Here is a 20,718-nt window from a genome sequence, read left to right as displayed (position 1 = left end):
TGGCTATCGGTAATTCCGTGCCGATCCCGTATCGCACATAATAAAAAACCGCCAGACACGGTTAGTGCCTAACGGTTCGATTACGGGGGTTATAATTGCTTAAGGGGCGAGAACTTACGGTGCTGCTCTTTTACATCATCGCTAAACAAATTAACGTATCGCCTGACCATTTCCATGGACGTATGTCCGAGTATTTGCTGTAGCTGAAAGATTCCAGCCCCGCCTTTGACGGATAGCTTCGCGAAAGTGTGGCGTAGAGTGTGCGGGCTACAACGGACGCCTTTTATATTCGCTTGTTTTCCATACTCGGCGATTCTACTTTGGATTTGTCGCTTAGATAGAGGTCCATAATCAAGAGTAATAAATAGTGCGTCTTCATCGGTTGCGCTGCCACGTACTTTTAAATAAGATTGTAATTGCTTTTTCATTTTCGCTTGGATCGGTACTAGGCGCTCTTTATATCCTTTACCGTCACGGATGAGTATCATTGAATCTTCCCATTTAATATCACTGACAGCAAGCCCTTCTAGTTCTTTCACGCGCATACCCGTTTCAACAAACAATAAGATCATTGTATAATCTCTGACTCCGGTAAACGTTGATAAATCCGGTTGGCGTAGTAATGCCTGTAACTGCTCAATGGTAAAGGTAGGGACTACAGACCTTTTCTGCTTAATCAACTTTATATTATCGAAAGGATTCGTATATATGTAGGATTCTTTATATAAAAAGTTGAAGAAGGCTCTTAATGCCCTCAGGCGTGTATTGACTGACACATCTTTTAGTTTTTTCGCATCTAGCATATAAAGTATAATATTTTCCTTTACCATTTGAGTTGTTATGCGAATCGGAGCGGGATCAATTTCTTGCTCCTCAAGCATTTTTTTAGCGGTGATCAATTCTCTTTGATAATATTGTAATGTATACGAGCTTAGATTACGTATCTTACAGTCGTGAAGATACACATCTAACGCCTCATCAAAATCGGCTCCTACTCCTGTTTCCACTTTCTTGTATTCTAGCGCTTCCACTCGTCTAATTTTGTTAATTCGCCTGACCATAGCACTTCCCCCTCCTTAACGTAAGATTTTCCGATCCTTATTGAGTTTGTTAAAAACCTGATTCAGCGGGGAATACTTGTTATGTTGATCAGTTAGTGATTTTAGTGACAGATGAGTATAACGCATCACCATACGTAAGTCTTTATGTCCAAGTAACATTTGCAAATGGCGAATATCTCCCCCAGCTTCCAAAAACATAGTCGCTGACGTATGGCGAAATAGATGCGGATGGACCCTACAATTCAGCCCTGCGCTTTTCGCATAATCTCGGAGCCGGTGTCGGAATTGATTGGCTGTTAGCACCTCTCCATAATTCGCCAAAAAAATGTAGTCCGTTTCAAATTCTTTATTCTCTCTAGTCAATTCGAATAGTAGTTTCAGTGTCTGCTTTTGTATCGGAATTTGTTTACTACGCTTACTTTTAGAGTTTTCTGCTCGGACTTTTATTGAGCATGTTTCTCCGTCGATATCCTGCTCTTTTAGCATAAGGACTTCGTTAATCCTACAAAACGAATCTAGAAGCAAGTTCATCAACACGTAATCTCGAAAGCCCGCATAACTTCTTTTATTTGGCGCCTCTAATAAAGATTGAAGTTGCCTAACGGTTAGTATTTCGATAATACTATCTTCTTCCTCGACCTTCTTTATCATCTCAAAAGGATTTTCTGTATATAACCCCTCTCTTACTAAGAACTTAAACAAGGTCCTTAATGGTTTTAACCGTAAATTCACGGTTATTGGCGATAACCCAATTTTTTCTACGCTTTTGGGTTTGAAAGGGTGACCCTCGAACTGCACTTTTTCTTGTAGCATAAAAGAAATATAGTCGCGAATAAGATCCACCGTTACATTTTCTACGTTACGAGCTACTCCACAATCGTCCATATAGCTAACGAAAAAATTATAATTTTCTCGATAGCTCGTTAACGTCCTTTTCGATCTGCCTTCCGTTATCTTTGCGTGATAAAATTTTTCGAACAGATCGTCCAATAAATGCGGATTAGCTACGCTACTACGCACCCTTTTCGTACTTCGTCCCACTCGTTTATCCGATGCTTTTTTCGCCATAAATAAAAAACGCTCCCTTCTAAATAATTTCAGAATGGAACGTTTATCGGGAGCGCCACCTTGTTTAATTCATAGGCGACACCCTGCGTCTATTTTTCCGGTAGTCCAACGTCTAGTCTAACGTATGTAAAACATTGATATACCGCTTTTTTTTAGCGTATGGTGACTCGGACTGGGTTCGAACCAGCGACCCCCACCCTGTCAAGATGGTGCTCTCCCAACTGAGCTACCGAGTCATAATATTAATTTTTCTGAGCGATAATAGTAATGTATCATATTCGTGTTCTAAATGTCAATGGCAAAGTAGTGAATTTTGAAAATAAAAGGAGCTTCTAACATGCATAAGCTATATATTATGGTTGCACTTCCTCGCTCGGGAAAATCGACCTATGTAAAAGAAAACTTTCCAGAGGTGACCAAGGTTTCAGCAGATCAGTTAAGGCTCCTGATTCACGGAAAACGTCACTTGCCTGAAAAAGAAGGGGAGGTCTGGGCATTTAGAAAGATCATGCTGGAAGCCTTATTTCAACAAGGAGTAGATATTGTGATCGACGAAACCAATACGACCAGAAAGCGCCGAAAAGTGTTGCTTCAGCTTGCTCAACAATACCAATATGAGACTATCGCCATTGTCGTCAAAACAGATAAAGAAGTTTGCAAGCAGCGCGCCATCCTAACAAACCAAAAGGACCTTCTTTCCGTGATCGAAGAAATGGCTCAGCATTATCAAGAGGTGACGAAGGAAGAAGGCTTTTCCAAAATCATTGAGGTGAGGACTGAAGTAACCGTTTGAGGATGGTGCACTAGAGCGAAGACTGAAAATAGCTGAGACTTATGCGTCCCAGCTAAAACGAACTCCATATTTACCACTTCTGACTCGAAAAACCTCAACTTCCTCAGGCGATTCATATCCGCGAATCCACCAATCTTGCTCCATTCTTACTCGTAAGCAGTTGGCTTGGAATTTCGTATCGTATAACTTAGCCCAGTATATCCAATTCATGATCCACAAACTCTCCTCCATTAGTAATCAATGAGCTATATACTGATATAAGTTTTACCATTTTCGCTGAGGATCATTCACTCCTTTATCCTGCCTGTTCATCCTCACGATCCATCTCAGCTTCTTCAGCATCACGAAGACGATGAGCCAAACGGCTTGAGGCACTCGCAGCGATACTACAAACGATATCATCTAGAAAAGTATGAACTTGTTCTCCTACTTTGGTATCAAGCTTCTTCACTATTCCTATTTTTTGTTTATCTAAATGCCCAAAGGTGGTTACAGCAATACTTCCGTAGCCAAACACAGATCCAAGGGCAAGCGTTTCATCACAGCCAAACAATCCTTCATCGGACTCTACAATGCTCTGAAGCGGCTCTGAGAGCATTCTTTTTTCTGCCAAAACATCTAACTCAACACCAACTAATATCGCATGCTGAATCTCTCTTTTTTCTAGCACAGCTTCTACAGACTGGACACAAGTAATCATTTGTAAATCAGGAGAATAAGGGGCCTGCATTAAATGGACAATCTCTGCAATATCTGATATTTGTACACCACGTTCAATCAATTTTTGAATAGCAGCTTTTTTTACGTCTCGGCTATGAACTTGTTTTTTCTTCATCTCTCTTCTCCCCTTCAGCTTATGCATCTAATGTTTCTAGTGCTTCCATTTTAACACACTTACATGAAAAACAGGAGTTGAAATCCTGATTCTATGGTAAAATAGGGTTGGTAAATCTTAACTATAGATGGAGGCAGTTGAATGTTATTAATGGAGAAAAAGGGCACAATAATAGATGATATTGTTTTAAGTCGACAGCTTGCTCAACATATTCCTATCATGGTTTACCTACCCTATAACTATTCGAAATTGTATACATATCCCGTTCTTTATGTTCAAGATGGTCAGGACTACTTCACTCTAGGAAAATTAGCTACCACTCTAGATCGCCTTATTGAACAACAACAAATCGATAAATGCGTTGTTGTCGCTGTACCTGTATCGAGCACACGCGAAAGACTCGTTCGTTATCATCCTAGAGGTTCTAGACACGAAGAGTACAAGCGTTTCTTCGCCGAAGAGCTGGTTTCGCATATGGATCAGAACTATGCCACTAATCCGATAAGTGGAGCCAGAGCCATCATGGGTGAAAGCTTAGGAGGAACCATCTCTATGGAAATTGCTCTGCAATACCCTCACACCTTCCGTCATGTCATCTCACAGTCAGGTGCTTTTTACGGTGGAACCATAGAACGGATCCAACAATTTTCTGCATCCCCTGATTTATTGCAACTCTATCTGAGTATTGGGACCCTTGAAACAAGTGTCAAGACCTCGGCAGGGAATCTAGATTTGGTTGCGCTAAACCGCCAATGCAAAGAAGCCATTCAGAAAAAAGGAATTCCGCTTCATTATAAAGAATATACAGGAGATCATACTTGGGCACTCTGGCAGGAGGATCTCCCTCACGCATTGAATGTGTTATGGAGATAGTTGCATCATCTAATTTCTATATTGAATTTAGGAGGAATTTTTATGAAATTAGGAATCGTTATTTTCCCCACCAAAGAAATTCAAGATTTAGCAAATGATTACCGGAAGAGATATGATCCTCATTATGCTTTGCTCTCACCTCATATTACTCTTAAAGAGTCCTTCGAAGCCTCCAAAGAAGATCTTCCTGCCATTGTGAAGGATCTTCAGGAAATTGCGAGCTCATCGTCTCCTTTTGAGGTCGAGGTTCATAAGATTAGTCATTTCCATCCAACAAATAACGTGATTTATATGGCATTACAGGATCATCCCAGTCTAACTCAACTTCATGTGGATCTCCATAAACCACCTATGCTTCAGCATGAAAGAAAGTATGCCTTCGTCCCTCACATTACAATTGGACAACAAATGCCTGATGATGAGTTGCATGATATTTACAACCGCCTTAAAATGAATCCGTTTCATTTTACTTTCTTGGTAGATCGCTTTCATCTGCTGTATCAATTAGAAAACCAAACATGGACCATCCATCAATCCTTTAACCTTGGAGGCTGAAAGGATCATGACAATATCACCCTATACAATAAAAAAGGCAACAAATGATCAAGAAATTCAGGATGCCTTTACGATTCGAAAAAAAGTGTTCGTTCAAGAGCAGGAAGTTCCCGAGGAGATGGAAATCGATGAATTTGAAGACCAATCAGAGCATGTGATTGTCTACAATAGAGAACATCATCCAGTAGGCGCGGGACGATTACGAATCATTAATGATATAGAAGCTAAAGTGGAACGAATCTGTGTCGATTCTCAATTGCGCGGTCAACATCTTGGAGAATTGATCATGGAACATATCGAAAAGATAGCGAAGAGTAAAGGAATACAGACCCTCCTGCTTCACGCTCAGGATCATGCAGAAGGTTTCTATTCTAGGCTTGGTTATTCCACCATATCCGATCCCTTTGATGAAGCGGGAATAATGCATATAAAAATGAAAAAAGAGTTGAACTCCTAATCAACTCTTTTTTACTGCTCTTAAATTCTCAATCACTTCATACTCTATTGGTTGAGAACCTAGATCCCCATGAAAAACAACTCCATTACGTTTCCCATGATAATCTGATCCTCCCGTTGCAATCAATTGAAACTCCTTTGCCATCTCTGAGTATTTCTTCACTTCTTCAGGAGAATGATCAGGGTGATGAACTTCAATTCCTTTTAATCCAATCTCAACTAGCTCCTTAATGAGCTCATCATAATCATATAATCCTGGATGGGCTAAGACAGGAACACCACCATATTTTTGGATGAGAGCAACCCCTTCAAAAGGTGAGATCCTTGGAGGGTTCACATAGGCTTTTCCTTCTTTCCCTAGATAAACATCAAATGCTTCAGCTAGATCATGCACTATACCTTTTTCCATTAATACTTCGGCAATGTGAGGGCGCCCTACATTCCCCCCTTTTTTCTTTTGCTTTGCTTTGACTTCCTCAATCGTAATCTCAATTCCTAACTCTTGAAGCTTCTCCACCATCATCTCATTTCTGAGATTTCTTGTTTTTCGAAGTTTAGCTAGCTCGGAATTAAATGCTTCATTTTCAAAATCAATAAAATAGCCTAGAACATGGATTTCAGTGCCTTCAATTAAAGTACTAACCTCAATCCCTGGAATGACTTCGACGGAAAGATGTTCTGCTGCCTGTAGGGCTTCTTGAATGCCTCCAACTGTGTCATGATCCGTAATCGCGATCGCCTGTAGCCCCCGCTCTTCTGCTAACATTACATTTTCTTTTGGAGAACATTTTCCATCAGAAGCCGTCGTATGAGTGTGCAAATCAATTCGTTTCATGTCGATCCTCCATCTCTTTTATTACCCGGATTAATAAGTCTGGTCGATCTGTGATAATCCCGCTTGCGCCTCGCTCTAACAGCTTGCGCATTTCCTCTTCTTCATTAATCGTCCAGTAGATAATCGCCATATTTAAACGCTTTGCACCATTTATTAATCTTTTGTCATCCAGACTAAAGATCCCATGTGTGCTTGGGAGTTGAAAAGCATCTGTATTGGGACGATACAAGCGATTTAAGAAAAGCTTATGATAAAACACAAAAGACTGCAATTCCTGTTTCGAAGCAGACATCGCTACCTTGCCGCCTGAATGCTCCAAGAAGCGAGCTAATATTTGATCAGAAAAGGAGCTAATGACCACCTTATCCTGCATTTGATACTGCTCAATTAGACTCCAAAGCTTTTGTTCAATATCTGGATCCTCTTTGTCTTTTAGCGGTTCTTTGATCTCTATACTCATACGAGTATCTCCAAACTTCTGAAACACTTCCTCTACCGTTGGAACCTTTACTCCTTGGCCTCGATAAATATATCTTTTCCTAACATCACTAAACCGATAAGCTGCATCATACTCTTTGATCTCTGCTAAGGTTAGTTCACTCACTTCCCCTTTTCCATTAGTCGTTCTATCTAGGGTATCATCATGAATCACAATCAAATGACCATCCTTCGTCATCCGAACATCAAATTCAATCATATCCACACCCAGCGATCTTGCTTTGTCGAAAGCAACTAGAGTATTTTCCGGAGCAAGAGCTGCCCCTCCACGATGAGCGATGACCAATGGAGCATCCCCTTGGAAAACGGGGACGGCAGGTCTAGCTGGAGTAACCAACAAGAATAAAGCAAGATAGCATAAGACTAAGACACCTAAAACGATCCACAGCCACTTCCATTTTACATTCTTTTTTTTCTTCACTCTATAAATAGGTGGTGCCTGATTAATTCGCGATTCCACTCTACTCCTCCCCTTCAAGAAAAAAGACCTCTAGCAAGAGGCCTTCACATGAATCATTGTACCATTCAATCTATCTATTCGCATATCATACATATTGATCAAACAAGTTTCCTTTTCCATCATGAGTCTTATACGGTTTAGGATAAAAAGGTTTATTTTGGTGATGGACATCAATGTTTTTACTTGAAACCTCTTCTACCTTCTTAATCGCATGACTATCATTAGAAATCTGCCTAATATGAAGAAGATACGTATCTGGAATATACGGTGGGATATAGCCCATCTCACTCACCTCCATAATAGAACCCTTCTTACTATATATTATATCGCGTCTTGCTAATAAAAGGAAAGGTTTTTTTAGCTAAGTCCAAGAATATTATACCCTGCATCAACATGAAGAATTTCCCCAGTAATCCCTCTAGAAAGGTGACTGAATAAGAAAAGAGCCGTATCTCCAACTTCCTCAACTGAAACCGTTCTGCGTAGAGGAGCATTTTCTTCAATCGTACGTAATATAAGGTTAAAATCTTTAATTCCTTTTGCTGCCAAAGTACGAATCGGTCCCGCCGAAATCGCATTCACTCGAATATCGTATTTTCCTAAATCATTCGCTAAATATTTTACAGAAGCATCTAGTGCTGCCTTAGCGACTCCCATCACATTATAGTTCGTCACCACTCTCTCTCCACCGAGATAGGTCAGAGTAACAATACTTCCACCTTCAACCATAAGGTCTTTTGCTGCTTTGGTGACGGCGACAAGAGAGTACGCACTGATATCATGAGCCAGTTGGAAACCATCACGTGAAGTGTTGACAAATTCTCCTTCAAGCTCCTCTGTTTTAGCAAAAGCAATACAGTGCGCGATGCCGTGAATGACGCCCACTTGTTCCTTGATCTTGGCAAAGGTATTTGCGATATCCTCATCACTTGATACATCACAGGATAAGAACAACGAATCGTCTCTTTCCAGTGTTGCCGCTAATTCTTTCACATTATCCTCTACTCGTCCTTGATATGTAAAAATCAGTCTTGCTCCAGATGCATGTAGAGCTTTAGAAATAGCCCACGCAATGCTTCTCTTATTGGCAACACCCATAATAACATATGTTTTTCCAGCTAATAATTGATTCATGAAATAACCTCCTAGTTTAGATCAAGCGTTCATAGGTATTAGTATCTGGTCCTAATTCTGATATTATATCATCTTTTATAAACAAGTTGCTAGCCTATCTTTTTATTTTATTATATGATTCATGTATAGGTCTTTTCTTAGATGTTTACTTTAACATGAGGAAGGGCTATGTAAAATAAAGTATTTGAGGAATGAATATGGAAAAAGAAAAAAGCTACTTACAACAAATCGATTATGGATTAGTCTTCATTATTTTCATTCTTGCCATCATTAGTTTAGTTTCTGTTTATAGTGCCACTGGTGCCACAGACTCTCTCTCGTTTGTCAAAAAGCAACTAATGTTCTATGTCTTGGGATTCATATTAATCGGGGTCATTCTTTTGATTGATTACCGTCGTTTAAAAGAGCTATCTCTGCCCTTATATGGTATAGGTATTGCCTTGCTAATATTTGTTGAGTTTTTTGGAAATATCACAAACGGGGCACAACGCTGGATATTGATCGGAAGCTTTAAGCTACAGCCTTCAGAGTTTATGAAAATTTTCTTGGTGATTCTTATTGCTCATTTTCTAACAAAGTTCCAAGAAACAATGGAAGAAAAATCATTCCAGCAAGATCTTGTCTTAACAGGAAAAATCGCTGCATTTTCTATTTTGCCGTTTTTCCTCATCTTAAAACAACCTGACTTAGGAACAGCTCTTGTTCTAATCTGTATTGTCGCTACAATGCTTCTTGTGGGAGGCATCTCCTGGAGACTTTTGTTTTTGCTAACCATTATGGGTATTTTGCTTCTCGCTGGGTTGGTCGTCTTATACTTTGTCAACTTTGACCTTTTCAGCAAATTTGTTGAAAATCACCAAATGGCAAGGATCTACGGCTGGCTGGACCCAGAAGCACACTCTGATCTATTTGGGTATCAGCTATTACAAGCCTTGCTAGCTATTGGGTCAGGACAATTAACTGGAAAAGGCTTAACACAAGGCTCCCAGGCACAAGGTGGATGGATTCCTGAGGTACACACCGATTTTATCTTTGCCATTATCGGAGAGGAATTTGGGTTTATTGGAGCAAGTATCTTAATTTCAGTCTATTTTATTCTGATCTATCGTCTTGTCCAGATTGCTCTAACGTGTAATGATGTCTTTGGTTCGTATATCGTCGCAGGAATCATCGGAATGCTTGTCTTTCAAATCTTTCAGAATATCGCGATGACCATAGGTCTAATGCCGATTACTGGATTAGCTCTCCCGTTTATAAGCTATGGAGGAAGTGCTCTACTAACCAACATGATTGCCATAGGAATCGTATTGAATATATCAATGAGAACCAAAACCTATATGTTTGATTAAGAATATTTACGGTTATGCTATTCATATCCATAAATATGTGCTATTTTGTAAGTATGTCCCAAACTCCATTTTCAAACATAAGGAGGGTACGAATGTACGATATTGTTGGTGATATCCATGGCTGTTATGAAGAATTATTGAAGCTCTTGGATCAACTAGGGTTTGTTGAGGAAAGCGAAGGATACACTCATCCGCAAGGCAGAAAGCTTGTTTTTGTTGGAGATTTAACAGATCGAGGTCCTAAATCGATCCCTGTATTACAGCTAGTAACCAAGTTGGTTCAAAAGAATCAAGCCTTATATGTCCCGGGAAATCATTGTGATAAGCTATATCGTTTGTTCTTGGGACGGAATGTTCAAGTGACTCATGGTCTTGAAACCACGGTTGCTGAATTATCGAGGGTTTCAGCTAAGACGAAGCAACAAATCAAGAAAGATTTTATTCATCTTGTTGAAACCTCTCCGCTCTATTTAGTATTAGATGAGGGGAATTTAATTGTTAGTCATGCAGGGATTCGGCAAGACCTCATTGGAAAGAACAATAGTAGAGTGAAAACCTTCTGTCTATATGGAGATATTACAGGGGAAACAGATGAAACAGGCTTCCCTATCCGTAAGGACTGGGCACAAAACTATTCAGGAGAAAGCCTAATTGTCTATGGACATTCTCCTGTCAAGCAGCCAAGATTTGTGAACAAAACCGTCAACATTGATACGGGGTGTGTATTCGGAGGCTATTTAACTGGATTACGATATCCAGAGCTTAGCTTTGAAAGGGTTCCATCAAGCATGCCTTATGTCGAAGAAAAATTCCGACTGGAACCAAAATCAACATTTGCTTAAATCCTCGTCCTTCCTATTCATTTGAGTGGTCGTGGATGAGCGTGCTTTTATCCATCAAGCAAGCTCTTCATATCCGCAGGTATTTCAGCTTCATAGCATAGGGATTGCCCAGATGTAGGATGAAAAAAACGAGTATAATACGAATGAAGAGCCTGCCTCTTCATTTTTTCTTTTGTACCACCATACAGATCATCACCTAGCAAAGGATGACCTAAGTAGCTTAAGTGAACCCTAATTTGATGAGTCCGACCTGTTTCTAGCTTTAATTCTATCCAGGTATATTGATCAAACCGTTTCTTAACCCAATATCTTGTTGTAGCAGATTGACCATCTTCTCGTACTTCTCTCGCCACAATGGAATGGGGATTCCGACCAATCGGTGCCTCAATCACGCCTTCATTACACTCCATTATGCCATGCACCAAAGCATAGTATCTTCTTTCAATCTGACCCTGTTTTTGCTGAATGGAAAGCTGTTGATGGCTAAAACGATGCTGTGCCAACAGCACGATCCCTGTTGTATCTCGATCCAAACGATTCACCGCATGGAAGGTTCGGGTCAACCCCTTTTGCTGCCAGTAATACATGATTCCATTGGCAAGAGTCCCATTTTTTTGTGAAAAAGTTGGATGAACACAGAGATCAGCTTGTTTATTGACAATAAGAATATCCTGATCCTCATGTAAAATATCTAGAGGAACGGGTTCAGGCATTAAGTAATGACTACCCTCTTCTACAGGAAACCAAACCTCCACCTGATCCCCTTCTACCACTATTTTTCGTACTGTAGCATGAAATCCATTGACTAGAATATGTCCTGCATGTTTGATACTGCTTAAGCTTTTCCTCGATATTTTCTTATGCTGAATTAAGAAATCTCGCAGTAAGCCTTCTTCATCTTTCGTAACGCTGAAATATAGCTTATGTTGCTGATCCTCGGCTTGAATAGAAACTCCCTCCTTCTATAGCACAGCTTCCAACATTAGTTTCCAATAAAGGAATCTCTCACTCGATTCCAAAATGGAAAGGCACGATAACGAGCAAAACGCACCTTTTCCTTGGCAACATGCAAAGTAATCTTCTCCACATTTTTTTCGATTAGGGTAAGATGATCAACCGTAATCTGATAATCAACATCATTGATAGGCTTTAACATGCATTGATGATGCTGTGGAAAAATTAAGGGAGAGCCAATCGTCCGAAAAACCCGATTATTAATCGATGCCATCTCCGTAAGTTGAATGGCTGCTAGCGAAGGATGGATAATCGCTCCCCCTAAGCTTTTATTATAGGCTGTGCTTCCTGAAGGAGTGGAAATGCACAAGCCATCCCCTCGAAACGTTTCAAAATGCTCCTGATTTATCTCGATATTCATGACCAAAGAGCCTTCCGTCGTCTTCACTGTACATTCATTCAAGGCTAAAAAACGCTCTTTCTTCTGATCATGATGGTCAATCAAAATTTCCAGCAAGGGGTAGTCCACTGTTTCAATAGGAGTTTTGGCAATCGAAATCACCAGTTTCTCTAGCTCATCTGGTCGCCAATCTGCATAAAACCCAAGATGGCCTGTGTGTAAACCAACAAAAGCCGTTTGATCCAATCGATGCTGATAACGATGGAACGCTTCGAGTAACGTCCCATCTCCTCCTACACTAATAACAATAGCAGGATCTTCTTGATTAAGAGTAAAGCCAAAATCAGCAAGATAGCTTAATATTTTTTGTTGGATGAGATTAGAGGTATCATCCCCTCGAGATAAAATAAAGAATTTCATTCGCTTCACCTTTTCGTATTATTGGTTATTTCTCTGTTTTCTAGCAAAGGCTTTTTGCGCTTCTTGGATCTCTTCCTTGATTTTGGACATTTCTTCATCTAATAAGAAGGCAGCTTCAGCGGCTCTTTGTAATCTTTTTTGAACCAAAAGAGGAATCTCTCCCCCATACTTATAGTTTAGAGAGTGTTCGATAGTCGCCCAAAAATTCATGCTCAAGGTTCTAATTTGTATTTCTACCAAGATGTTTCTTGTGCCTGAAACAGACTGAATCGGATATTCAATGACTAAATGATAACTGCGATAACCACTTACTTTCTGCTGATGAACATAATCTTTTTCACCCAACACCCGTAAGTCTGAACGGTGTTTAATTAATTTCACAACAGCATAAATATCGTCTACAAATTGACACATGATCCGAACACCGGCGATATCTTTCATTTTATACATGATCTCTTCTGTCGGTATTTCCTTTCGTGCTGCTTTTTGAACGATACTTGGTACAGGTTTTACTCTCCCCATTACAAATTCGATCGGAGAATGGACTCCCATACTCACAAATTCATCTCTTACTCCTCTAAATTTAATCTTTAATTCCTCTACCGCTTGATGGAAAGGAATGAGCTTCTTTTGCCAGCTTTTATCTGTCATGCTGATCAGCTCCTTATGCAGATTACTTTATCGTCTCGGAAAATTCCTCTTCAATAATAGAAGACATTCCTTCTCCATAGTTCATATTGTTCAGCATGTTTCGAATCAGCTCTCGCCCTTCCTGACTAAAATCCTTTAGAGGAATGGACTTATGTACTTCTCCCTCTTCCGTTAGGCTTAACACGAGAAAAAGATCCTGCTCTTTGGCAATCACTTCATCAAGGCTTTTCCACACTGAGAGAGGAAAACGGATATATTTCCATTCTTGCCCTACTTCGACAATGTATATAAGTTGTTTTTCATCCGAGTCTACTAACAATCGACTCATCGGAATCCACTCTTCTTCTTGTTTCTCAAGGTAAAAAGATTTTTCTAGATAACACAGTTTGATGAAAGCATTTTTATCTTCTATTCGTTCTATGATAAAATGAGTATTATTCATCATGATCCCTCCTATCGTTTTTATTTTACCAAAAACATTGTTAAATTCACCGTCGGTTATCTCCCTTCTATAGAGAAGAGAGTCTTACCGACGGTTAGAACGGGATAAATGTTCTTGAAAGGATGAGAAGACATGAATCAATCCCCCCATACTCATAGCCTATACACACGTTTTGGCGGTGAACAGACGTTAAAAAAACTGGTCCCTTCCTTCTATGATAAGGTCGCTAAGCACCCTGAATTGGCAAAGATCTTTCCCGAGGATTTGACCGAAACAAAAATAAAACAATTTAAATTTCTTTCTCAGTTTTTTGGAGGACCTGACCTATATTCCCGAGATTACGGACATCCTATGCTTCGAGCAAGGCATATGCCTTTTCCTATTACCCCTTCCTTAGCAGAAGCATGGCTAGGATGTATGAAGGACACTCTTCGCGAACTGGATATTGATGAAGAAATCAAAAATGAAATGCTTTCTCGCTTTACTTTCACTGCACATCATATGGCGAATACACCAGATTGAACAAGATCTTTCTGTAACAAAAAAAATACACCCCAAAAATTAGATTTCACTCTAACTTTGGGGTGTTGTATAGTAGACAATTCATACACTGTGATTATTTGTTAATATACCTATACCTGTTTTTATTTTAAATAGGGTGTAAGACCCAGCACATGATTCACTTCACCAATTTGAGAATATAATTTATATCCTCCTCCAGTTCCTTTGTGTACCCCTAAATATTTTGCATTAGCATATACCGTCCCTCCACTATCCCCTGAATCACTGGTATAAGAACTGCCTCTTAGCTTAGTAAACCATGCTCCAGACATGGATAAACTCACATTCTTACTTTGTAGGGTGGAGCAAGTAGAGCCCGTTTTGTATCCTGTTTTACACACAACTTGACCAACAACATCCGTATTCCTAGCTTCAAATGAAGTCATCTTTCGAGATGCCCCATTAATATTGATATAGCTATTTGCGGTACTACTATTCACTGTAACCGTTAAAGCATCTACACTGCCACCGTATTCAATTTGCGATACTTGACCTAATCGTTCGCCATTTTTGCTGTAGACATCACTATAGTGAAAGGTTGCTTTCTTCGTACTGTTATTCCATGTTCTACTACAATGACCTGCTGTTACAAGATAATAAGCACTCCCTTTTGTAGCGTAATATCCAGTCGAGCAGTGAGAACCACGACTATTTGATATGATTTCCCCCCCATAAGGAGCTCGGTTATCACTAGGTGGCTCCACCTGAATCACTTTGATGGGTACTCCAGATAAATAGGTAGTAAGCTCTTTCTCTCTATCAACTGAATAATCTACTAGACCAATGATGATATTTTCCTCTATGACATCTACAGAAATAGAATCTATAGTCATCTCTTGGCTTTTTCCGATCTCTAGAATTTTTTCAGATATATTATCTAAGTCTTGTTCAGTATAGATAGCTTCTTGGAAAATGACTTCTTGATCTAGGTTTACCGCAGATAGTGTTGATTGTAATAGTCCTAATTTGGCTTTACTGAGCAAGTCTTGCTTTAATTTAAGAACAATCTTCCCCCCATTCTTTTGATCAATATATAGGGTGTAGTCAGAGTCTTGAAGCTGCCCTTTTTGTTCTAATACTTGTATTATTTGAGGAACAATCGTTTCTTGTAATTCAATCCTTCTACCTATTTCTTTTTCTTCATCAGGAGTGAGAGGCACACCATATTCATAGTATTCCTGCTCGGTCTGAGAATTTATAACATTTAAAACATGCTGCTTCTCTAGACTTAAACCAAATTCCTCTCTAAAACTGAGGCTTTTTTGGAACAGCTCGATATCGAGGTTTTCTCGTTCGTATTGTGGCAAAACATCACGATCCATTGACTGAGCAGAGGAAGAGAAGCCAAAGCTACTTAGAATTAATAGAATACTTAACAACATTAAAAATGATTTTGATACTCTTAGCAAATGAAGCACCTCTTTTTCTTTTTTATTCGTAATTTTAATTTGTTATTCTCATTCGTTTTTCATCTTTTTTATTCGTATCGCTTCGCCTTGTGCAGGTAAGGATTGATCCATGGAGGAATACCAAACTTCTATTTTGTCCCCCATTTTTATTTGGGACAATACTGTATGATTGGCGTTGAACCAAATGGATTGCTCACTTTTTTCAATGATTCCCTCTATTGATTTCCCTTTTATTTCTTCCAGATCTAAATCTTGCACGAAAAGAAATCTTCCTTCTTCTTTATAAGCCACTAGCCCAATGATGTTGTATTCATGCTTGAAAACATCGTCTTGGCTACTCGAACCTCTTAGATGATCATCGTTGCTCGATTCTCTGAGCTGATCATGGTTTCTCGAATCTCCCAAGTCATTAATGATAAGACCACCTCCAAGGAACACAGAAAGAATAACAATGATTGTTACCTTCTGTTTTTTTTTCATTACTGCAACTCCTTTCATTTTTTTCCGTCAATAATGAAGAGAAAAGAGAAACCACTCCTAATCCTGCATGTTACTCCATAACTATATATTACTATAGAAGGTATATTATGTCACTTCATTTCTTGCGTTCTAACTTGATTTATTTAGCTCCTACTTGACGAAAAGAATGATAATTAATATAATACGTTTAAACAATTAAACCTTTAACCAATAGAAGGGAGTTTATGATGAAGGAGGAGCTTAAAAATAATAGCGAGTATATAAATCATGACGAAAATCCTTTAGATGTTTTTGAGAAGCTCAGTCCCTATTTCCATGCACTTGGAGACCCTGTAAGGCAACAAATTATTGTTTTGCTTTCGGAATGCGAGAGTTTAAATGTTACGCAAATCTCTGATCAAATTCCGATGTCACGTCCAACGATTTCCCATCACCTCAAGATTTTACGACAGGCAAGAATTGTTCAGGTACAAAAAAAGGGAACAGAAATGTACTATCGTTTAGAGATTAAGGAAGTCATAGAAATGTTTAAGGTCTTTATCCATGTTGTAGAAAAAAATTGTTTGTAATTTCACTGGACTTTTACAGTCCATTTTTATTAATCATTACGTTTAAATATTTAAACGTTTGAACTTTTCGATATTATAGATCTGATTTTTACATATTTGATCGTTTGGATTGTTTGGATTGTTTTCAATGAATAGATTCGTAACGTTCTAAAAATGAGGAGGAGTTATACATGAAAAAAGAAAAGGTATTGATTGTCGGTGGTTATGGAGTTGTAGGAGAGCAAATTGCTGAGATATTGCGCAATCGAAATCCTGATTTAATCCTTATTCTTGGAGGGCGTCATCCTGAAAAAGCAGATCAGTTGATCCAAAAGCTAGGGAATGCCTATTCTGTTCGAGTCGACAACACGAGGTCTCACCCGCTCCGCGATATAGATCCAGATCTCTCACTTGTAATTAATGCCGTTAATGATCCTGAAGATTATCTACTACAATCTGCTGTACAGCTTTCGATCCCATTCATCGATATTACTCGTTGGTCTGAGAGATTCTTGCGCGCGCAGGAAAAAATAAATCAATTCCATTTGCAGGCACCCGTTATTCTATCATCAGTGGATGGCTGGTGTTGCAGCTCTATTCGCTAAAATAGGAGCCATGTCATTTGAAAAAGTGGATCAAATCGATATCAATGTTCTATTTTCTCTTTCTGATAAAGCAGGACCTAATTCAACTGAATATATTGATCGGCTGACGATCCCTTTTGATATCATTGAAAACTATCGCCCTCGGTCGGTGTCCCCACTGACCGATCCTCTACCTGTTCGATTTCCCAATGGGTACAAAATAAAATGCTATCGCTTAGATACTCCTGATCATATAACGGTCCCTGTATCGACTGAAGCTGCTTCGGTCAATTTTAGAATCGCCTTTGATCACAAATTTGTGACTTACTCCCTTCGTCTTCTCGTTATGCTCGGTATATGGAAGCTGATCAGTGGGGAGCGGTTCACCAAGCTACGTCAAAGACTTTTATATAGTCCTGGTAATGGAGGGGATCATCAAATCGTCATCCATTATCATGGAACGGACAAAAATCAAAGAAAGAAGCAGGTACAAAAAACAATCACTGATCCACTAGGACAGACCCATCTTACTGCCTTAGGAGCGGTATTTCAAGCAGAACATGTGTTAGAACAGACTAAGAGCAATGGCTTGTCACCTCGTATCTATTATCCAGAGGATGTATTCCAGTTTATCCCGCACCCTTCAACAGTTCTTCAGTTTTTCCAAGAACATGGAGTCGTGATTAGTGAAAAGTGATATATGGTACGAAGAGTTGAACTTTTTTCTCATTTTTAGGTTAGACTAAAAAAACCTTTGTCCATTTCTATTCTTAGATTTGGAACAAAGGCTTTTTTCGCTTTATGCTGTACAATTATTACACATTCAATTACTGCACTTCGCTCATCAGTTTTTCCAATTGAGTCAGTGTTTCTTCAAATACTTCCAAAGCTAATTTGATTGGTTCTGGAGTCGCCATATCTACTCCTGCTTTTTTCAGTACTTCAATCGGATAATCCGAGCTTCCACTCTTTAAGAATGAAAGATATCTCTCAATAGCAGGAGCTCCTTCTTCCATAATTTGCTTACTTAAAGCAGCAGCAGCAGCAAAACCAGTGGCGTATTTATAAACATAGAAATTATAATAAAAATGAGGAATTCTAGCCCATTCAAGCTCAATATCCTGATCCACACTCATCTCAGAACCGAAGTATGTCACATTTAATTTATAGTATTCCTCAGATAACAAATCGGCTGTTAATGCCTCACCCGCTTCAACCTTCTCATGAATCAATCGTTCAAACTCAGCAAACATGGTTTGACGGAATACAGTCCCGCGGAATCCATCTAGATAATGGTTTAAGATATACATTTTCTTTTTAGGATCATCCGTTACTTTTAATAAATAGTGAGTCAAGAGCGCTTCATTTAGTGTTGATGCCACTTCAGCAACAAAGATTGAATAGCCTGAATAGACATACGGCTGTTCTCTTCGTGAGTAGAAGCTATGCATTGAATGCCCCAGCTCGTGAGCTAATGTATAAACATTATCCAAGTTATTATTGTAGTTTAATAAGATATAAGGAGGTGTTCCATACGTACCACTGGAATAAGCCCCACTTCTTTTCCCTTCATTCTCATAGACATCGATCCAGCGGTTTTCGAAGCCTTTCTTCATTTCAGCAATGTATTCTTCTCCTAATGGCTTTAATGCTTCTAGCATCAGTTCTTTAGCCTCTTCATAAGAATACTTCATGTCCACTTCCTTCACTAGAGGAACATAGACATCATACATATGTAATTCGTCAACGCCTAACACTTTTTTCCGCAAATTGATATAACAGTGATTAAGCGGTAAGTACTCGTGGATCGTATCAATTAAATTATGGTATACACTTACAGGAACATTGTCTTCATCTAAAGCCGCCTCTAATGCAGAAGCATATTCCCTAACCTTAGAATAGAAAATATCCTTCTTCACACTGGCATTGAGCGTGGCAGCTAGCGTATTCTTTTGTTTACGGAAGGTGGAGTACATCGCTTGAAAGGCATCATGTCTGACACGGCGATCTTCACTTTCTAGAAACTGAACATAACGACCATGAGTAAGTTCCTTCTCTTCCCCATGTTCATCGATAATGGTAGGGAACTTCATATCCGCATTATTAATCATGGTAAAGATATCTCCAGAAGCACTGGCTAGTTCTCCTGCTTGAGCGATGATCGCTTCTTCTGATGCCGAAAGCACATGTTCTTTTTGCCTTGTTATCTCATTTAAAGAATGTCGATATATTTCTAGATCCTTATTTTCAGCAAGGAAAGCTTGTAATCTGTCTTCTTCAATCGACAAAATTTCAGGCACTATGAAAGACAGAGCACTTCCTACTTCAATATATAAGCTTTGCGCACGATCTTGATAAGCAACATACTTGGAATTTGTATTATCCTCATCCTTCTTTAAGTGCGAGTAGACATACACTTTCCCGATCTTAGAACGAATTTGATCCTGGAATTGCAGGGCTTTTACTAAATCTTCTGCTGATTGACCTAACGTTCCTTGAAACTCCTTTAGGTTAGGAATTTCCGCTTTGATTTCTTTAAAGGCTTTCTCCCATTCATCGTCTGATTGAAAGATTGGGCTTAAATCCCAAGTATAAGCGGAATCGATTTCAGACCGTTTAGGTAATTGGCTTTTGGGTGTAGCGGACATGATCATTTCTCCTCTCTTTTGACCTGCATATTTCGCCTAACTAATGAATTCTAAATTACCTACTTCTCTATTCTTTCCTATTTTCCTGCAAAAAAAATGAGATTATCCCCTTAATTCTTTTTGGAGACAATCCATATAACAGCAATTCCTAAAGCAATAGCTAAAACAACAATTAATATGGTTACAAATTCCATATTCCCTTCCCTTCTAAAAGCAAGCTGTTCAACCTTTCATCTTTCTATATTTATTCTACCCTATTTTAAATATCACTTCTATTTTTTTAGGCTTTTTAGTACAACTTTAGGGATCAATTCACGATGAGAGCATTCAATCCAGTCATCCGTTCTTTCTTCCTTAATCCTCATTTTCGCAGAAATATCCTGTTCCAGATGGGCTTCAGACATCGGGATCATCAGATGAGGGAGGGCTGTTTTAATCTGTGCGTTCCCCTTAACCAAATCTTGAATAGCTCCTCTATACGGAGCCAAAAGCGAAATGGCTTTAGCAAAATGAATGACGTTGGAATCTCCCACAGAAATCACCACATTCGGCTCATGTGTAAATTCCATCTCACTCCATAAGGTTTTTACTCCCTCTAAGGTTGGCCACTCCTCTCCAATAATGATCGACTCATAGGTCACACCCATTTCTAGAAAAAGCGAAGCTAGTTGACGATTTACTCCCTGCCGATCTGTTTCGATATCTGAAAGAAGCAAGATAACATCCCCGTAATGAATCGTAAAATCCGCAAGCTCTGCTACAGCCGAGGCTCCTTCAAGAATATAATCGGGTTGTTTTGTCATACCTAACATAAGATCCACTCCCTTTATATTATATAACAGATTAGTTATAATACACTTTT

The 20,718-nt window shown here is 39.1% G+C and carries 26 protein-coding genes and 1 tRNA gene; 10 read left to right on the top strand and 17 right to left on the bottom strand.

The features are described 5' to 3' along the window. Positions 1 to 89: 89 nt before the first annotated feature. The 3 genes from JCM10596_RS07985 to JCM10596_RS07975 form a co-directional block, all read right to left on the bottom strand. Positions 90 to 1,061 carry a tyrosine-type recombinase/integrase gene (locus tag JCM10596_RS07985; RefSeq protein WP_025026667.1) on the bottom strand — a complete coding sequence of 324 codons (972 nt, stop codon included), beginning with the start codon at positions 1,059 to 1,061 and terminating at the stop codon, positions 90 to 92. 15 nt (positions 1,062 to 1,076) lie between these two features. Next, the gene (locus JCM10596_RS07980) at positions 1,077 to 2,129 is read right to left on the bottom strand and encodes a tyrosine-type recombinase/integrase (protein WP_025026666.1); all 1,053 of its coding nucleotides are present in this window, start codon (positions 2,127 to 2,129) and stop codon (positions 1,077 to 1,079) included. Positions 2,130 to 2,289: 160 nt separating this feature from the next. Next, a tRNA-Val gene (locus tag JCM10596_RS07975) sits at positions 2,290 to 2,365 on the bottom strand. Between the two features lie 101 nt (positions 2,366 to 2,466). Here JCM10596_RS07975 and JCM10596_RS07970 point away from each other — a divergent pair. Continuing rightward, positions 2,467 to 2,922 (top strand): AAA family ATPase, encoded by a 456-nt coding sequence (locus JCM10596_RS07970; protein WP_025026665.1) that lies wholly within the window; start codon positions 2,467 to 2,469, stop codon positions 2,920 to 2,922. Positions 2,923 to 2,961: 39 nt separating this feature from the next. On the opposite strand, the gene JCM10596_RS29730 is transcribed toward JCM10596_RS07970, so the two are convergent. Together JCM10596_RS29730 and JCM10596_RS07960 are read right to left on the bottom strand one after the other, a co-directional pair. Further along, complete coding sequence (locus JCM10596_RS29730) at positions 2,962 to 3,132, bottom strand: hypothetical protein (protein WP_199900123.1); 171 nt, start codon at positions 3,130 to 3,132, stop codon at positions 2,962 to 2,964. An 85-nt stretch (positions 3,133 to 3,217) separates the two neighbouring features. Then, the gene (locus JCM10596_RS07960; protein WP_025026664.1) at positions 3,218 to 3,757 is read right to left on the bottom strand and encodes a phosphatidylglycerophosphatase A family protein; all 540 of its coding nucleotides are present in this window, start codon (positions 3,755 to 3,757) and stop codon (positions 3,218 to 3,220) included. A 141-nt stretch (positions 3,758 to 3,898) separates the two neighbouring features. Between JCM10596_RS07960 and JCM10596_RS07955 the strand changes: the two genes are divergently transcribed. From JCM10596_RS07955 to JCM10596_RS07945, 3 genes are read left to right on the top strand one after another with little or no spacing between them, the layout of a single operon-like run. Beyond that, a complete protein-coding gene (locus JCM10596_RS07955) occupies positions 3,899 to 4,630 on the top strand; it encodes an alpha/beta hydrolase (protein WP_081791956.1) in 732 nt (243 codons plus the stop codon). A gap of 42 nt (positions 4,631 to 4,672) precedes the next feature. Beyond that, on the top strand, positions 4,673 to 5,185 hold the full coding sequence (locus JCM10596_RS07950) for a 2'-5' RNA ligase family protein (protein WP_025026662.1): 513 nt from the start codon (positions 4,673 to 4,675) through the stop codon (positions 5,183 to 5,185). Between the two features lie 7 nt (positions 5,186 to 5,192). After that, on the top strand, positions 5,193 to 5,642 hold the full coding sequence (locus tag JCM10596_RS07945; protein ID WP_034680864.1) for a GNAT family N-acetyltransferase: 450 nt from the start codon (positions 5,193 to 5,195) through the stop codon (positions 5,640 to 5,642). Here the strand turns inward: JCM10596_RS07945 and JCM10596_RS07940 are convergent, their stop codons facing one another. The 4 genes from JCM10596_RS07940 to fabI all read right to left on the bottom strand — a co-directional run bounded on the left by JCM10596_RS07940 (position 5,643) and on the right by fabI (position 8,568). Next, on the bottom strand, positions 5,643 to 6,476 hold the full coding sequence (locus tag JCM10596_RS07940) for a PHP domain-containing protein (RefSeq protein ID WP_025026660.1): 834 nt from the start codon (positions 6,474 to 6,476) through the stop codon (positions 5,643 to 5,645). Further along, a complete protein-coding gene (locus JCM10596_RS07935) occupies positions 6,463 to 7,434 on the bottom strand; it encodes a glycerophosphodiester phosphodiesterase family protein (RefSeq protein WP_025026659.1) in 972 nt (323 codons plus the stop codon). Before JCM10596_RS07935 ends, JCM10596_RS07940 begins: the two co-directional genes overlap by 14 nt. A gap of 85 nt (positions 7,435 to 7,519) precedes the next feature. Next, on the bottom strand, positions 7,520 to 7,732 hold the full coding sequence (locus JCM10596_RS07930) for a hypothetical protein (protein ID WP_025026658.1): 213 nt from the start codon (positions 7,730 to 7,732) through the stop codon (positions 7,520 to 7,522). A 59-nt stretch (positions 7,733 to 7,791) separates the two neighbouring features. Then, positions 7,792 to 8,568 (bottom strand): enoyl-ACP reductase FabI, encoded by a 777-nt coding sequence (fabI, locus tag JCM10596_RS07925; protein ID WP_025026657.1) that lies wholly within the window; start codon positions 8,566 to 8,568, stop codon positions 7,792 to 7,794. Positions 8,569 to 8,765: 197 nt separating this feature from the next. Here fabI and rodA point away from each other — a divergent pair, with 197 nt between their 5' ends. Together rodA and prpE are read left to right on the top strand one after the other, a co-directional pair. Next, positions 8,766 to 9,917 (top strand): rod shape-determining protein RodA, encoded by a 1,152-nt coding sequence (rodA, locus tag JCM10596_RS07920; protein ID WP_025026656.1) that lies wholly within the window; start codon positions 8,766 to 8,768, stop codon positions 9,915 to 9,917. Between the two features lie 92 nt (positions 9,918 to 10,009). Beyond that, positions 10,010 to 10,759: a bis(5'-nucleosyl)-tetraphosphatase PrpE gene (prpE, locus tag JCM10596_RS07915; protein ID WP_025026655.1), complete on the top strand. Its 750-nt coding sequence runs from the start codon at positions 10,010 to 10,012 to the stop codon at positions 10,757 to 10,759. Between the two features lie 47 nt (positions 10,760 to 10,806). Here prpE and JCM10596_RS07910 read toward each other — a convergent pair whose 3' ends face one another. The 4 genes from JCM10596_RS07910 to JCM10596_RS27635 form a co-directional block, all read right to left on the bottom strand. After that, the gene (locus JCM10596_RS07910) at positions 10,807 to 11,643 is read right to left on the bottom strand and encodes an RluA family pseudouridine synthase (protein WP_267879681.1); all 837 of its coding nucleotides are present in this window, start codon (positions 11,641 to 11,643) and stop codon (positions 10,807 to 10,809) included. 98 nt (positions 11,644 to 11,741) lie between these two features. Beyond that, the gene (locus JCM10596_RS07905; protein WP_025026653.1) at positions 11,742 to 12,533 is read right to left on the bottom strand and encodes an NAD kinase; all 792 of its coding nucleotides are present in this window, start codon (positions 12,531 to 12,533) and stop codon (positions 11,742 to 11,744) included. An 18-nt stretch (positions 12,534 to 12,551) separates the two neighbouring features. Next, on the bottom strand, positions 12,552 to 13,184 hold the full coding sequence (gene yjbM, locus JCM10596_RS07900) for a GTP diphosphokinase (protein WP_025026652.1): 633 nt from the start codon (positions 13,182 to 13,184) through the stop codon (positions 12,552 to 12,554). A 22-nt stretch (positions 13,185 to 13,206) separates the two neighbouring features. Next, entirely contained in the window at positions 13,207 to 13,626 is a 420-nt protein-coding gene (locus tag JCM10596_RS27635) for a UPF0738 family protein (RefSeq protein ID WP_025026651.1), read from the bottom strand. Between the two features lie 132 nt (positions 13,627 to 13,758). Here JCM10596_RS27635 and JCM10596_RS07890 point away from each other — a divergent pair, with 132 nt between their 5' ends. Then, on the top strand, positions 13,759 to 14,148 hold the full coding sequence (locus JCM10596_RS07890; protein ID WP_025026650.1) for a globin domain-containing protein: 390 nt from the start codon (positions 13,759 to 13,761) through the stop codon (positions 14,146 to 14,148). 122 nt (positions 14,149 to 14,270) lie between these two features. Here JCM10596_RS07890 and JCM10596_RS07885 read toward each other — a convergent pair whose 3' ends face one another. Beyond that, complete coding sequence (locus JCM10596_RS07885; RefSeq protein ID WP_025026649.1) at positions 14,271 to 15,596, bottom strand: S1 family peptidase; 1,326 nt, start codon at positions 15,594 to 15,596, stop codon at positions 14,271 to 14,273. Between the two features lie 48 nt (positions 15,597 to 15,644). Then, positions 15,645 to 16,076 (bottom strand): DUF3221 domain-containing protein, encoded by a 432-nt coding sequence (locus JCM10596_RS07880; protein ID WP_025026648.1) that lies wholly within the window; start codon positions 16,074 to 16,076, stop codon positions 15,645 to 15,647. A 260-nt stretch (positions 16,077 to 16,336) separates the two neighbouring features. On the opposite strand from JCM10596_RS07880, the gene JCM10596_RS07875 reads away from it, so the two are divergent. From JCM10596_RS07875 to JCM10596_RS30095, 3 genes are all read left to right on the top strand, one after another. After that, entirely contained in the window at positions 16,337 to 16,645 is a 309-nt protein-coding gene (locus JCM10596_RS07875) for an ArsR/SmtB family transcription factor (protein ID WP_025026647.1), read from the top strand. A gap of 170 nt (positions 16,646 to 16,815) precedes the next feature. Continuing rightward, positions 16,816 to 17,229 carry an SDR family oxidoreductase gene (locus JCM10596_RS30100; protein WP_234410438.1) on the top strand — a complete coding sequence of 138 codons (414 nt, stop codon included), beginning with the start codon at positions 16,816 to 16,818 and terminating at the stop codon, positions 17,227 to 17,229. Positions 17,230 to 17,239: 10 nt separating this feature from the next. Further along, positions 17,240 to 17,905, top strand: a complete 666-nt coding sequence (locus JCM10596_RS30095) for a saccharopine dehydrogenase family protein (protein ID WP_234410437.1) — start codon at positions 17,240 to 17,242, stop codon at positions 17,903 to 17,905. Between the two features lie 130 nt (positions 17,906 to 18,035). Here JCM10596_RS30095 and pepF read toward each other — a convergent pair whose 3' ends face one another. Together pepF and JCM10596_RS07855 are read right to left on the bottom strand one after the other, a co-directional pair. Continuing rightward, positions 18,036 to 19,862: an oligoendopeptidase F gene (gene pepF, locus JCM10596_RS07865; RefSeq protein ID WP_025026646.1), complete on the bottom strand. Its 1,827-nt coding sequence runs from the start codon at positions 19,860 to 19,862 to the stop codon at positions 18,036 to 18,038. A gap of 266 nt (positions 19,863 to 20,128) precedes the next feature. Then, positions 20,129 to 20,668 (bottom strand): iron-containing alcohol dehydrogenase, encoded by a 540-nt coding sequence (locus tag JCM10596_RS07855; RefSeq protein ID WP_025026645.1) that lies wholly within the window; start codon positions 20,666 to 20,668, stop codon positions 20,129 to 20,131. Positions 20,669 to 20,718: the final 50 nt, after the last annotated feature.

Source organism: Caldalkalibacillus mannanilyticus JCM 10596 (assembly GCF_000615945.1).
Lineage (GTDB): Bacteria > Bacillota > Bacilli > Caldalkalibacillales > JCM-10596 > Bacillus_AT > Bacillus_AT mannanilyticus.
The sequence above is the reverse complement of the archived record's forward strand: the minus strand, read 5'-3'. Positions and strand labels throughout refer to the sequence as shown.

Bases quoted from the DNA above. Each gene is read 5' to 3' on its own strand.
- JCM10596_RS30100 (WP_234410438.1), top strand. From the start codon at position 16,816: ATGAAAAAAGAAAAGGTATTGATTGTCGGTGGTTATGGAGTTGTAGGA.
- JCM10596_RS07930 (WP_025026658.1), bottom strand. From the start codon at position 7,732: ATGGAGGTGAGTGAGATGGGCTATATCCCACCGTATATTCCAGATACG.
- JCM10596_RS07985 (WP_025026667.1), bottom strand. From the start codon at position 1,061: ATGGTCAGGCGAATTAACAAAATTAGACGAGTGGAAGCGCTAGAATAC.
- yjbM (WP_025026652.1), bottom strand. From the start codon at position 13,184: ATGACAGATAAAAGCTGGCAAAAGAAGCTCATTCCTTTCCATCAAGCG.
- JCM10596_RS07960 (WP_025026664.1), bottom strand. From the start codon at position 3,757: ATGAAGAAAAAACAAGTTCATAGCCGAGACGTAAAAAAAGCTGCTATT.
- JCM10596_RS07980 (WP_025026666.1), bottom strand. From the start codon at position 2,129: ATGGCGAAAAAAGCATCGGATAAACGAGTGGGACGAAGTACGAAAAGG.
- fabI (WP_025026657.1), bottom strand. From the start codon at position 8,568: ATGAATCAATTATTAGCTGGAAAAACATATGTTATTATGGGTGTTGCC.
- JCM10596_RS07940 (WP_025026660.1), bottom strand. From the start codon at position 6,476: ATGAAACGAATTGATTTGCACACTCATACGACGGCTTCTGATGGAAAA.
- JCM10596_RS29730 (WP_199900123.1), bottom strand. From the start codon at position 3,132: ATGAATTGGATATACTGGGCTAAGTTATACGATACGAAATTCCAAGCC.
- JCM10596_RS27635 (WP_025026651.1), bottom strand. From the start codon at position 13,626: ATGAATAATACTCATTTTATCATAGAACGAATAGAAGATAAAAATGCT.
- pepF (WP_025026646.1), bottom strand. From the start codon at position 19,862: ATGATCATGTCCGCTACACCCAAAAGCCAATTACCTAAACGGTCTGAA.
- rodA (WP_025026656.1), top strand. From the start codon at position 8,766: ATGGAAAAAGAAAAAAGCTACTTACAACAAATCGATTATGGATTAGTC.
- JCM10596_RS07970 (WP_025026665.1), top strand. From the start codon at position 2,467: ATGCATAAGCTATATATTATGGTTGCACTTCCTCGCTCGGGAAAATCG.
- JCM10596_RS07950 (WP_025026662.1), top strand. From the start codon at position 4,673: ATGAAATTAGGAATCGTTATTTTCCCCACCAAAGAAATTCAAGATTTA.
- JCM10596_RS07905 (WP_025026653.1), bottom strand. From the start codon at position 12,533: ATGAAATTCTTTATTTTATCTCGAGGGGATGATACCTCTAATCTCATC.
- JCM10596_RS07855 (WP_025026645.1), bottom strand. From the start codon at position 20,668: ATGTTAGGTATGACAAAACAACCCGATTATATTCTTGAAGGAGCCTCG.
- JCM10596_RS07880 (WP_025026648.1), bottom strand. From the start codon at position 16,076: ATGAAAAAAAAACAGAAGGTAACAATCATTGTTATTCTTTCTGTGTTC.
- JCM10596_RS07955 (WP_081791956.1), top strand. From the start codon at position 3,899: ATGTTATTAATGGAGAAAAAGGGCACAATAATAGATGATATTGTTTTA.
- prpE (WP_025026655.1), top strand. From the start codon at position 10,010: ATGTACGATATTGTTGGTGATATCCATGGCTGTTATGAAGAATTATTG.
- JCM10596_RS07945 (WP_034680864.1), top strand. From the start codon at position 5,193: ATGACAATATCACCCTATACAATAAAAAAGGCAACAAATGATCAAGAA.
- JCM10596_RS30095 (WP_234410437.1), top strand. From the start codon at position 17,240: ATGTCATTTGAAAAAGTGGATCAAATCGATATCAATGTTCTATTTTCT.
- JCM10596_RS07890 (WP_025026650.1), top strand. From the start codon at position 13,759: ATGAATCAATCCCCCCATACTCATAGCCTATACACACGTTTTGGCGGT.